Genomic DNA, 12,517 nt, shown 5'->3' with positions numbered 1-12,517 from the left:
GGTGGTTCAGCCGGCATTGATGTTGACTGACGCGGCGCCATCGCGAGCAAGCTCGCTCCCACAGGGGATTGTTGTATCGATCAGGATTCAGGTGGGATCGGGCTATTTCTGCGCGGTCGCCTTATCCCAACTCGGAATCTTGAACACCCAGAACGACCCACCCTGGGCTACGGGCTTGGTCAGTTCTGCCATGTCACCGCCCCACAACGGTACGGCGCCGCCGTAGCCGACGGTCACGCCGATGTACTGCTCGCCGTCCTGTTCCCAGGTGATGGGCGGGGAGACAATGCCGCTGCCGGTCTGGAACTTCCACAGCTCCTTGCCGGTTTTCGCATCAAAGGCCTTGAAGAATCCGTCGCCAGTGCCGGTGAACACCAGGTTGCCCTTGGTCGCCAGCACGCCGGCCCACAGCGGCAGCGGTTCCTTGTGCTCCCACACCACCTTGCCGGTGGTGGGGTTCATCGCCCGCAGGCTGCCGACGTGATCGTCGTACATGCGCTTGATACGGAAGCCCATGCCCAGGTAGGCCGAGCCTTTCTTGTAGTTCACTTCTTCGGTCCAGTATTCCTCTTTCCACTGGTTGCCGGGGACGTAGAACAGGCCGGTGTCCTGGCTGTAGGCCATGGGGTTCCAGTTCTTGCCGCCGAGGAACGGAGGCGAGACTTCCACCGGCTTGCCCTTGGTTTCGCCGGGCAGTGGCTTGGCCGGGCGCTGGCCGGGATTTTCCACGGGGCGGCCGGTCTTCAGGTCGATGTGGCTGGCCCAGGTGATGTTATCGACGAAGGGGAAGGCGTTCTGCAGCTTGCCGTTGTTGCGGTCCACCACGTAGAAGAAGCCGTTGCGGTCGGCGTGGGCGGTGGCCTTGACCACCTTGCCGTCCTTGTCCTTGTAGTCGAACAGCACCAGCTCGTTGTTGCCGGAGAAGTCCCAAGCGTCGTTGGGCGTGTGTTGGTAGAACCACTTCACCTCGCCCGTACTTGGGTCGACACCGACCTGGCCCGAGGTGTAGAGGCTGTCGTAGTCGTGGGGGTTGCCGTCCTTGGCCGTGCGCGCCCAGGTGTTCCACGGGCCGGGGTTGCCCGCGCCGACGATGATGGTGTTGGTCTCGGCGTCGAAACTGGCGCTCTGCCAAGGTGCGCCGCCGCCATGACTCCAGGCTTCGACCTTGCCGGTTTCGGTGGTCTTGTCGTCGGGCCAGGAGGGCGCCTTGACGTCGCCGGTCGGGGTGCTGTCCTTGCCGTTGAGACGGCCCATGTGGCCTTCGACGAACGGGCGCATCCAGACTTCTTCGCCGGTGTCCGGGTCGCGGGCAAACAACTGCCCGACCACGCCGAACTCGTCGCCGGAGCTGCCGTGGATCAGCAGCACCTTGCCGCTGGTCTTGTCCTTGATCAGCACCGGTGCGCCGGTCATGGTGTAGCCGCCGGCGTGATCACCGAATTTTTTGTTCCACACCACCTTGCCGGTGTTCTTGTCCAGGGCGACCACCCGCGCATCCAGGGTGCCGAAGTAGATCTTGTCGCCATAGATGGCCGCGCCGCGGTTGACCACATCGCAGCACGGGCGAATGTTGTCCGGCAGCCGGTGGTTGTAGGTCCACAGGCGTTTGCCGGTCCTGGCGTCGAGGGCGAACACCCGCGAGTAGGAACCGGTGACGTAGACCACGCCATCGCTGACGATGGCTTGGGATTCCTGGCCGCGCTGCTTCTCGTCACCGAACGAGTAGGACCAGGCGGGGGTGAGCTTGAACACGTTCTTGTCGTTGACCTGGGCCAGCGGGCTCCAGCGCTGGGCGTTGGTGCCCATGCCGTATTGCAGCACGTCCTGGGTGGTCAGGTGGTCGTTGGCAATGTCTTCCCAACTGACCCCTGGCGTCGCGGCGCTGGCCAAGGGGCTCAGCGACAGACTGCCGGCCAACAGCAAGGCAACAGTCAAGGAGGAGAGGGCGGGTAGCATTTTTATTCTCATGGTGGCAGTTCCCAGTGAAGGTTTTGGCCTGACTAGGTTGGGTCGCGCCGGTGCCTGGCCGATACGGAAAAAGTCCCGCCTTTGCCGGGAAGACTTCCCGAACCGCCTGTCTTTGCGACTTGCGTCGGATGGCCTGCTACCAAGGAACTAGACCGCGGCCACCAAAGCAGCATTCGGCTGTGGCGGTGTGGTTCCTAAGATGACGGCACGGCCTCTGCAGAGAGGTCATGCGTGCAATCCAGAGGGCATAACAATGACAACAAAATGCAACGCCATCATCGCTACCGCACTGCTGATGGGGCTGATCGGCGCAGGCTCCGCGTGGGCCCACGGCAACGTAGTGCCCCAGGCAGTGGAAACCAAAGGCTTGACCCCGGTCAAGGACACCAACCTGCCGCTTGACGGCGATGGCTGGGCTTCGCAGAACCCATACCGCAGTTCTCCCGAGCGTGACAAAGCTGTGGAAATCGGCGCCTCGGCCTACAACCAGAACTGCGCCGCGTGCCATGGCCTGGAAGCCAAGTCCGGTGGGATCGCCCCGGACCTGCGCATGTTGGACGCAGCCGAAGCCGGTGATGAATGGTTCGTCGAGCGCGTACGCCACGGCGCGGTGCGCGACGGTCGGGTCTATATGCCGAAGATGGCCGATTACCTGAGCCAGGAAGCCTTGTGGGCCGTGCGCACCTATCTCGACAGCGTGCACGTCGAGGAGTGATCGCCATGCGCTGGTTCGCCTGGGTAATCTGCTGCGTGTTGCTGGGTGCCCAGGCGGTTCAGGCCCAGGTGCGCAGCTACGATCAGATGATCGCCGCCGGGGAACTGAAGGTGGCGGTCTACAAGGACTTCGCCCCCTACAGCTTCGAAGACCAGGGCCAGCCCAGGGGGGTCGACGTCGAACTGGCCCAGTCCTTGGCCAATGCGCTGGGTGTGCGCCTGCAACTGATCTGGGCGCCGCCCGGCGAAAAGCTCGATGACGATCTGCGCGACTACATCTGGCGCAGCAGTCCGCTGCATGACCGGCAACTGGCCGACCTGATGATGCGCGTCCCGTACGATCACGACTATGTGCAACGCCGCAACGACGTGGGTGAGTTGGAAAATGCCCAGGTGGTGATGTTCGGGCCTTACCAGCAGGAGTGCTGGCAGGTGGCGTATGACCGTCGCCGGCTGGATTCGGTGGGCAGCGTCGCGGTATTCCAGCAGCACCCTATCGGGGTGGAGGTCGACAGCGTGCCGTCGTTCTACCTGACCTCGGTGTTCAACGGCATGCTCAGCGCCAAGACCCGCCATTACCCCAGTGTCGCCAAAGCCTTCGGGGCCATGCAGGCTGGCGAGGTCGACGCGGTCATGGCCATGCGTGGGGAAATCGACTGGCAAGTGCATGAGGCGGCCGATCCGCAACTGGCACTGGCGGAGAATGCCTATCCGAACATGGGCAAGCAGCGCTGGGAAATCGGCATGGCGGTGCATGAAAGCAACCGTCAGTTGGCCTATGCGGTGGAAGAGGCACTGGAAGGCTTGATCCGTGACGGCAGCGTCAAGGCTGTCTACGCCCATTACGGCCTGCGTTACGAAGTGCCCGAGATGTACCAATAGGAGCGCAGGGATGAACTGGCGAGCGTATGGCCTGCTGTTGTGGTGCCTGCCGTGGCTGGCGATGGCGGTCGAGCCAGGAAAGGATCCGGTGCCGTCGGTGATGTGGGCCTTCTATCACAAGCAATTGTTGGGGGACGCGCCGTTCGTGTTCGACGAGCGGGTTCGGTTGCTGGCACCGCCCTTTGCCGAAGACGCGCGCCAGGTACCACTGGAAATCGATGCCCGGGCCTTTGCCGGCGACGTCGTACGGGTGCTGGCCTGGGCCGAATTGAATCCGTTGCCGAAGATCGTCGACTTCCACCCGGGGGAGCGGGTGCTGCCCTGGTTGTCGATCCGTATTCGTATCGAGCAGGCCACGCCGTTGCGGGCCGCCGTGCAGACCCGCGATGGCCTCTGGCACGTCGGTTCGACCCTGATCGACGCGGCGGGTGGTGGCTGTACCGCGCCCAGCGTGGTGCGCACCCAGCCGGGTTGGGAAGAGCACCTGGGCGAGGTGCTGGGTGGGCGGTATCCGCGAGGGGAGTCGAGTCGCTTGCGCCTGCAAATTGCCCACCCCATGGACAACGGCCTGGTGAGCGGCATCCCGGAATTCTTTATCAACCAGGCGCAACTGTTGGACGCCGACGGCAAGCTGCTGGCGCGCCTGGAGCTGTTCCCGGCGGTCAGCGAAAACCCCAACCTGGGCTTCGATATCCAAGGCCCGGGACAGACCCGCCTGATGCTGCGCGACAACAGCGGCAACGCGTTCGAGGCGGCCATTCCCTGACCAGAAGGAACGCGCCATGCGCTGGCTGTTATTGATCTGTCTTGGCCTGTGCCTGCCGGCATGGTCCGCCACCGATTATTCACTCAAGCCCCGGCAGATCGCCGAAGGCACCTGGCTGCTGGAAGGCAGCACCGAAAACTTTGCCAAGACCAACGGCGGTAACATCGTCAATACCGGCTTCATCGTCACCGATGCCGGCGTGGTGGTGATCGACACCGGGCCGTCGAAGCGCTACGGCGAAGCCCTGCGCCAGGCCATTGCGGCGACCACCGATAAGCCGGTCATCCAAGTCTTGCTGACCCACCATCACCCCGACCACGTATTGGGCAACCAGGCGTTCAGCGACGTGCCCATCGGTGCCTTGGCCGGGACCACGGACTTGCTGCGGCAACAGGGCGATGCCATGGCGGAAAACATGTACCGGCTGGTGGGCGACTGGATGCGCGGCACCGAGGTGGTGCTGCCCAGCCAAGTGTTGACGCCCGGTGTGCTCAAGGTGGGCAATCATGGGTTGCGATTGCTGCAACTGGCCGGGCATACCGGGGCCGACCTGGCCATCCTCGACGAAACCACCGGCGTATTGTTCGCCGGCGACCTGGTGTTCTACGAACGGGCCCTGACCACCCCCAACAGCCCGGGGCTGGAGGTCTGGCTCAAAGACCTGGACACCCTGCAGGCCTTGCCTTGGAAGCAGATCGTGCCCGGCCATGGCCCAGTGGCGACTGACGCCCGACCCTTTGCGCAGATGCGCGATTACCTGGGCTGGCTCGACCAACTGCTGCGCGACGGCGCGACCCGCGGCGACGACATGGCCGAGATGATCCGCAGCCCCATCCCCGAACGCTTCGCCGGGATCAGCCTGAGTCGGTATGAGTTGATTCGTAGCGTCAGCCATCTCTATCCACGTTATGAACGGGCGGTGATGACGCGGGTAGATGCCCATGACCCAGGCTGAAGACACACCCCTGTGGCGAGGGGATTTATCCCCGCTGGGCTTGCAGCCCCATGAGCCAGTCCAGCCACCCTGATCGTCAGCAGAAGATAAAGGGCCGCTTCGCGCCCCAACGGGGATAAATCCCCTCGCCACAAATGGGCCCGTCGCAGGCATTGTGGACACAGGCAACGGCCCCACATGTACCAAGGAACTAGAAAACTCAACACAGCGGGCAATTGTTGGCAGCGGCCCCGAGGCCAAGAATCTGTGGCAGACCGGGAAAATTTCCCGGGTATAACAATAACCGCAGAGGTAGCCGTCATGAGTCATCCCGCACGTCGCCAACCCTTCGCCGTGAGCCTGCTGCTCAGCGCCATGCTGCTGTCCGGTTCGGCCCTTGCAGCCGTGACCGATCAGGAAATTCTCCAGGACCCGAAGAACCCCGAGCAGATCGTGACCAATGGCCTGGGCGTCCAGGGCCAGCGCTACAGCCCGCTTGCCACCCTCAACACCGACAACGTCAAGGACCTGCGTCCGGTCTGGGCGTTTTCCTTCGGTGGTGAAAAGCAGCGCGGCCAGCAAGCCCAGCCGATGATCAAGGACGGGGTGATGTACCTCACCGGTTCCTATTCTCGGGTGTTTGCCGTGGATGCGCGCACCGGCAAGAAACTGTGGCAGTACGATGCGCGTCTGCCCGATGACATCCGCCCTTGCTGCGACGTGATCAACCGTGGCGTAGCGCTGTACGGCGACCTGGTGTTCTTTGGCACCCTCGACGCCAAGTTGGTGGCATTGAACAAGGACACCGGCAAAGTGGTGTGGAGCAAGAAGGTCGCCGACCACAAGGAAGGCTATTCCATCAGCGCCGCACCGCTGATCGTCAACGGCAAGCTGATCACGGGCGTGGCCGGTGGCGAGTTCGGTGTGGTGGGCCAGATCAGCGCCTATGATCCGAAGAACGGCGAACTGCTGTGGACCCGTCCGACCGTGGAAGGCCACATGGGCTACGTCTACAAGGACGGCAAGGCGGTCGAGAATGGCATTTCCGGTGGCGAGGCGGGCAAGACCTGGCCGGGCGATCTCTGGAAGACCGGCGGTGCGGCGCCTTGGCTGGGCGGCTACTACGACCCGGAAACCAACCTGTTGCTGTTCGGCACCGGCAACCCGGCGCCATGGAACTCCCACCTGCGTCCTGGCGACAACCTCTATTCCTCCTCGCGTCTGGCCCTGAACCCGGACGACGGCACCATCAAATGGCACTTCCAGAGCACGCCGCACGACGGCTGGGACTATGACGGCGTCAACGAACTGATCTCGTTCAACTACAAGGAAGGCGGCAAGGACATCAAGGCCGCGGCCACCGCCGACCGTAACGGCTTCTTCTACGTGCTTGACCGCACCAACGGCAAATTCATCCGCGGCTTCCCGTTTGTCGACAAGATCACCTGGGCCACCGGCCTGGACAAGGACGGCCGGCCGATCTACAACGAGGCCAGCCGTCCGGGTGCTCCGGGCAGCGAAGCCAAGGGCAGTTCGGTGTTCGTGGCACCGGCGTTCCTCGGCGCGAAAAACTGGATGCCCATGGCCTATAACCAGGACACTGGCCTGTTCTACGTGCCGTCCAACGAATGGGGCATGGACATCTGGAACGAAGGCATCGCCTACAAGAAAGGCGCGGCGTTCCTCGGGGCCGGCTTCACCATCAAGCCGCTGAACGAGGATTACATCGGTGTACTGCGGGCCATCGACCCGAAGACTGGCAAGGAAGTCTGGCGCCACAAGAACTATGCGCCACTGTGGGGCGGGGTGCTGACCACCAAGGGTAACCTGGTGTTCACCGGGACGCCTGAAGGGTTCCTGCAGGCCTTCAACGCCAAGACCGGGGAAAAGGTCTGGGAATTCCAGACCGGCTCCGGCGTGCTTGGCTCGCCCATCACCTGGGAAATGGACGGCGAGCAATACGTCTCCGTGGTGTCCGGGTGGGGCGGCGCGGTGCCGCTGTGGGGCGGCGAGGTGGCCAAGCGTGTGAAAGACTTCAACCAGGGCGGCATGCTCTGGACCTTCAAGTTGCCGAAAGCGTTGGTGGCCAAACGCTGAGTTGAACGGGCCGGGCGCGGTCCTTGTGGCGAGGGGATTCATCCCCGCTCGAGTGCGCAGCGCTCGCAGAAAATTTGGGGCTGCTTCGCAGCCCAGCGGGGATGAATCCCCTCGCCACAATGGACCGCGCCCATAGTTGGTCCTCGCATCCCAGAAATTCAAAATCTACGACCAAATAACGAGAGCCCCCCCTGCCAACGACGCATTCGTCCGGCCTGCGGGGCTCTCTACCATCGGCCTATCGCTTGTCCCGTGACAGGCATCGACCAGGCAGAGGCCCCATCATGATCTACGCACAACCCGGAACCCCAGGCGCCGTCGTTTCCTTCAAGCCGCGCTATGGCAATTTCATCGGCGGCGAATTCGTCGCGCCGGTCAACGGCGAGTACTTCACCAACACGTCCCCGGTCAATGGCGAAGTCATTGCCGAATTCCCACGCTCCAGCGCCGCCGACATCGACAAGGCCCTGGATGCCGCCCATGCCGCCGCCGACGCCTGGGGCAAGACCTCGGTGCAGGACCGCTCCCTGGTGCTGTTGAAAATCGCCGACCGCATCGAGCAGTACCTGGAAGTCCTCGCCGTTGCAGAAACCTGGGACAACGGCAAGGCCGTGCGCGAAACCCTCAATGCCGACGTGCCGCTGTCGGCTGACCATTTCCGTTATTTCGCTGGTTGCATCCGCGCCCAAGAGGGCGGGGCCGCCGAGATCAACGAACTGACCACGGCTTATCACTTCCACGAACCCCTGGGCGTGGTCGGGCAGATCATCCCGTGGAACTTCCCGCTGCTGATGGCCGCCTGGAAACTCGCCCCGGCCCTGGCCGCCGGTAACTGCATCGTGCTCAAGCCGGCCGAGCAGACGCCGCTGTCGATCACCGTGTTTATCGAACTGATCGCCGACCTGCTGCCACCTGGCGTGCTGAATATTGTCCATGGTTTTGGCCGTGAAGCCGGCGAAGCCCTGGCCACCAGCAAGCGCATCGCCAAGATCGCCTTCACCGGCTCCACCCCGGTGGGCTCGCACATCATGAAATGCGCCGCCGAGAACATTATCCCGTCCACCGTGGAGCTGGGCGGCAAGTCGCCGAACATCTTCTTCGAAGACATCATGCAGGCCGAGCCGGCCTTCATCGAAAAGGCCGCCGAAGGCCTGGTACTGGCGTTCTTCAACCAGGGCGAGGTCTGCACCTGCCCGTCCCGTGCGCTTGTGCAAGAGTCGATCTATGCGCCGTTCATGGCCGAGGTGATGAAGAAAATCGCCAAGATCAAGCGCGGCAACCCGCTGGATACCGAGACCATGGTCGGTGCCCAGGCTTCCCAGCAGCAATACGACAAGATCCTTTCCTACCTGGAGATCGCCCGGGAAGAGGGCGCCGAGTTGCTGACCGGTGGTGCGGCCGAGCACCTGGAAGGTGACTTGTCGAGCGGCTATTACATCCAGCCGACCCTGCTCAAGGGCCACAACAAAATGCGTGTGTTCCAGGAAGAGATCTTCGGCCCGGTGGTGGGTGTGACCACCTTCAAGGACGAAGCCGAAGCCCTGGCGATCGCCAACGACACCGAGTTCGGCCTCGGTGCCGGCCTGTGGACCCGCGACATCAACCGCGCCTACCGCATGGGCCGGGCGATCAAGGCCGGTCGCGTGTGGACCAACTGCTACCACCTGTACCCGGCCCATGCCGCGTTCGGTGGCTACAAGAAGTCCGGCGTGGGGCGTGAAACCCACAAGATGATGCTCGATCACTATCAGCAGACCAAGAACCTGCTGGTGAGCTACGACATCAATCCGTTGGGGTTCTTCTAACCTACGGGGGATCGTTCCCACGCAGAGTTGATCGTTCCCACGCTCTGCGTGGGAATGCAGCCCGGGACGCTCCGCGTCCCAAAAAGCCGAACGCGGAGCGTCCGTTGAGGCATTCCCACGCAGAGCGCGGGAACGATCGAATGGCCTGTGCTACCAACGCACCCCACCCACCGCTTCGAAAGTAGCATTCGAGCCCCAGGCGTGGCGTGCATTAATGACCTTGCCGGAATCGCCCGGTACAAGAAGAGGAAAGACCCATGTGGACTAAACCCGCGTACACCGACCTGCGTATCGGCTTTGAAGTGACGATGTACTTCGCCAACCGATGAGTGCTGGCCCGGCCTGGAACATTCAGGCCGGGCTACCCATTGGTCTGATTGCATTCACAGCGGGATGCTTTAGGCTCAAGGTATCCCCTGACAATAACAACAGGCTTACCAATGAGCCACGTAACTGAAAAGATGAGCCTCAGCCCGCTGCGCAAGTTCGTTTCTCCTGAAATCATGTTCGGTGCCGGTTGTCGGCACAATGTCGGCAACTACGCCAAGACCTTCGGGGCACGCAAAGTGCTGATCGTCACCGATCCCGGGGTCATCGCCGCCGGTTGGGTGGCGGACGTCGAGGCCAGTCTCCAGGCCCAAGGTATCGATTACTGCCTCTACAGCGCGGTCTCGCCCAATCCACGGGTCGAGGAAGTGATGCTCGGTGCCGACCTGTACCGGGAAAACCATTGCGATGTCATCGTCGCGGTGGGCGGTGGTAGCCCGATGGATTGCGGCAAAGGCATCGGCATTGTCGTTGCCCACGGCCGCAATATCCTCGAGTTCGAAGGCGTCGACACCCTGAACGTGCCCAGCCCGCCGCTGATCCTGATACCCACCACGGCGGGGACGTCGGCTGACGTGTCGCAATTCGTGATCATCTCCAACCAGCAAGAACGCATGAAATTCTCCATCGTCAGCAAGGCGGCGGTACCGGACGTGTCGCTGATCGACCCGGAAACCACCCTGAGCATGGATCCGTTCCTGTCCGCCTGTACCGGCATCGATGCGCTGGTGCATGCCATCGAGGCGTTCGTGTCCACCGGTCACGGCCCGTTGACCGACCCCCATGCCCTGGAAGCCATGCGCCTGATCAATGGCAACCTGGTGCAGATGATCGCCAATCCGGCGGACATCGCTCTGCGGGAAAAAATCATGCTGGGCAGCATGCAGGCCGGGCTGGCGTTCTCCAATGCGATCCTCGGGGCTGTGCACGCGATGTCCCACAGCCTGGGCGGGTTCCTCGATTTGCCCCATGGCCTGTGCAACGCGGTATTGGTGGAGCACGTGGTGGCGTTCAACTACAACTCGGCACCGGAGCGTTTCAAGGTGATTGCCGAGACCCTGGGCATCGATTGCCGGGGGCTCAATCACCGGGAGATCCGCACCCGCCTGGTGGAGCACCTGATTGCCCTCAAGCACACCATCGGTTTCCACGAAACCCTGGGCCTGCACGGCGTGAGCACCTCGGATATCCCGTTCCTGTCGCAACATGCGATGCACGACCCGTGCATCCTCACCAATCCTCGGGAGTCGAGCCAGCGGGATGTCGAGGTCGTCTATGGCGAAGCCCTCTGACGAGCTCCAAAAAGCCTTGGAGGGACTGCTGGGGCTGGGTAATCACTCGACGCGCAAGAGTCATTATCCGGAACTGACGGCGCGCCTCGATGAGCTGGAACAGGCCCGGCAACACCTGCAACAGCTCAACGACCAACTGGAGCAGCGGGTGGCCGAGCGCACCGATGCGCTGTTGGAAGCCAACCACAACCTGCAGCAGCAGATTGCCCAGCGCGAACGGGTAGAACAGCAGTTGCGCGATGCCCGGGACGTCGCCCAGGCCGCCAACCGCAGCAAGGACAAATACCTGGCCGCCGCCAGCCATGACCTGTTGCAGCCACTGAACGCGGCTCGCTTGCTGATCTCTACGTTGCGTGAACGCGAACTGCCTGCCGCCGAGCACGTGCTGGTCGAACGCACCCACCAGGCGCTCGAAGGCGCCGAAGACCTGCTCACCGACCTGCTGGACATTTCCCGGCTGGATCAGGCCGCCGTCAAGCCCGACCTGGCGCCATATCGGCTGGATGAGTTGCTGGGGCCGCTGGTGTCGGAGTTTCAATCGGTGGCCGGTGCCGCCGGGTTGGAGCTGCGAGTGCGGTTTGGCGACGAAGCGGTGCTGACCGACCTGCGATTGATCAGCCGTATCCTGCGCAATCTGCTGAGCAATGCCTGCCGCTACACCGACCAAGGCGGCATTCTCCTGGCGGCCCGACGCCGGGGAGGGCGCTTGAGCCTGGAAGTCTGGGACACGGGGCGGGGGATCGCCGCCGATTGCCTGGAGTCGATTTTCCTCGAATTCAATCAACTGGACGTCGGCCGGGCGGCGGATCGCAAAGGCGTGGGCCTGGGGTTGGCGATTGTCGAACGCATCGCCCATATCCTCGGCTACCGGGTGCAGGTGCGTTCGCGGCCGGGACGGGGCTCGGTGTTCAGTATCGAGGTGCCGCTGTCCAGCGAAAAACCATTGCCCGTGTCGCTGGCCCCGGTACAGGCGGTCGCCGGCAACCCGCTGCCGGGGCGGCGCTTGTTGGTGATCGACAATGAGCTGAGCATCCTGCAAAGCATGGCCGCGCTGTTGGGGCAATGGGGCTGCGACGTGTTGACCGCCACCGACGAGGCGGGTGCCCTTGACGTGCTGCAGGGGCGGGCGCCGGAGCTGATTCTGGCGGATTTCCACCTGGATCATGGGGTCGTGGGCTGTGAAGTGGTCAAGCACCTGCGCGAGCATTTTCGCCAGGCGATCCCGGCGGTGATCATCACCGCCGACCGCAGCGACCAGTGCCGCCGCGCCTTGCGCAAACTGGATGCACCGCTGCTGAACAAACCGGTCAAGCCTGGCAAGTTGCGGGCGGTGTTGAGTCAGATGCTCGGATAGGTTTGTGTTGTAGATACTCTGTAGGAGCTGTCGAGTGCAGCGAGGCTGCGATCCTTTAATTCATCCGCTTAGGACTCAAGCGGCCAGGGCAAGATCGCAGTCTCGTTACACTCGACAGCTCCTACACGAATTCGTCGCGAGGGCCATTAAAATGCTGTCATTTGGTCGGCGTTTTTGCCAAGAATGTAAAAATGCGCTTCGATCTGTTTATTTCCTTATGTAAACTCCCCCCGCTGCGACAATCGGGCGCGGCTATGCCAGCTCGATAATCACCATTTCGCAGCGTCCCTCACCCAGCTGAAGCCAAGACCTACAAGAAGTCAGCGCCGGAGAGACATAAACGAGAGGCCGACGAACTGCTCGGCCCTGTAGGTCCAT

Annotated in this window: 10 protein-coding genes; 9 read left to right on the top strand and 1 reads right to left on the bottom strand. The window is 62.7% G+C overall.

The features are described from left to right. Positions 1 to 102: 102 nt before the first annotated feature. Complete coding sequence (gene exaA, locus BM317_RS17050; RefSeq protein WP_092475337.1) at positions 103 to 1,968, bottom strand: quinoprotein ethanol dehydrogenase; 1,866 nt, start codon at positions 1,966 to 1,968, stop codon at positions 103 to 105. A 253-nt stretch (positions 1,969 to 2,221) separates the two neighbouring features. On the opposite strand from exaA, the gene pedF reads away from it, so the two are divergent. The 9 genes from pedF to BM317_RS17005 all read left to right on the top strand — a co-directional run bounded on the left by pedF (position 2,222) and on the right by BM317_RS17005 (position 12,139). Next, the gene (gene pedF, locus BM317_RS17045; protein WP_092164861.1) at positions 2,222 to 2,683 is read left to right on the top strand and encodes a cytochrome c-550 PedF; all 462 of its coding nucleotides are present in this window, start codon (positions 2,222 to 2,224) and stop codon (positions 2,681 to 2,683) included. Between the two features lie 5 nt (positions 2,684 to 2,688). Beyond that, positions 2,689 to 3,564, top strand: coding sequence for a substrate-binding periplasmic protein (locus BM317_RS17040; protein ID WP_092164859.1), 876 nt, complete (start codon positions 2,689 to 2,691; stop codon positions 3,562 to 3,564). Between the two features lie 10 nt (positions 3,565 to 3,574). After that, positions 3,575 to 4,330, top strand: a complete 756-nt coding sequence (locus BM317_RS17035) for a quinoprotein dehydrogenase-associated SoxYZ-like carrier (RefSeq protein ID WP_092164857.1) — start codon at positions 3,575 to 3,577, stop codon at positions 4,328 to 4,330. 16 nt (positions 4,331 to 4,346) lie between these two features. Then, on the top strand, positions 4,347 to 5,285 hold the full coding sequence (locus tag BM317_RS17030; protein WP_092475334.1) for a quinoprotein relay system zinc metallohydrolase 1: 939 nt from the start codon (positions 4,347 to 4,349) through the stop codon (positions 5,283 to 5,285). A 300-nt stretch (positions 5,286 to 5,585) separates the two neighbouring features. Further along, entirely contained in the window at positions 5,586 to 7,361 is a 1,776-nt protein-coding gene (locus BM317_RS17025) for a PQQ-dependent methanol/ethanol family dehydrogenase (RefSeq protein WP_092475331.1), read from the top strand. Between the two features lie 284 nt (positions 7,362 to 7,645). Beyond that, positions 7,646 to 9,166, top strand: a complete 1,521-nt coding sequence (locus tag BM317_RS17020; RefSeq protein ID WP_092475329.1) for an acetaldehyde dehydrogenase ExaC — start codon at positions 7,646 to 7,648, stop codon at positions 9,164 to 9,166. A gap of 257 nt (positions 9,167 to 9,423) precedes the next feature. Next, positions 9,424 to 9,495, top strand: coding sequence for a pyrroloquinoline quinone precursor peptide PqqA (gene pqqA / locus BM317_RS17015; protein WP_003243383.1), 72 nt, complete (start codon positions 9,424 to 9,426; stop codon positions 9,493 to 9,495). 132 nt (positions 9,496 to 9,627) lie between these two features. Continuing rightward, positions 9,628 to 10,785: an alcohol dehydrogenase-like regulatory protein ErcA gene (gene ercA, locus BM317_RS17010; RefSeq protein ID WP_092475326.1), complete on the top strand. Its 1,158-nt coding sequence runs from the start codon at positions 9,628 to 9,630 to the stop codon at positions 10,783 to 10,785. Next, on the top strand, positions 10,769 to 12,139 hold the full coding sequence (locus BM317_RS17005) for a hybrid sensor histidine kinase/response regulator (RefSeq protein WP_092475323.1): 1,371 nt from the start codon (positions 10,769 to 10,771) through the stop codon (positions 12,137 to 12,139). The genes ercA and BM317_RS17005 overlap by 17 nt, the downstream gene beginning before the upstream one ends. The last annotated feature ends 378 nt before the right edge of the window (positions 12,140 to 12,517 follow it).

Source organism: Pseudomonas sp. NFACC24-1, from assembly GCF_900115235.1.
Lineage (GTDB): Bacteria > Pseudomonadota > Gammaproteobacteria > Pseudomonadales > Pseudomonadaceae > Aquipseudomonas > Aquipseudomonas fluorescens_AA.
This window is presented reverse-complemented; position numbering and strand designations above follow the sequence as displayed.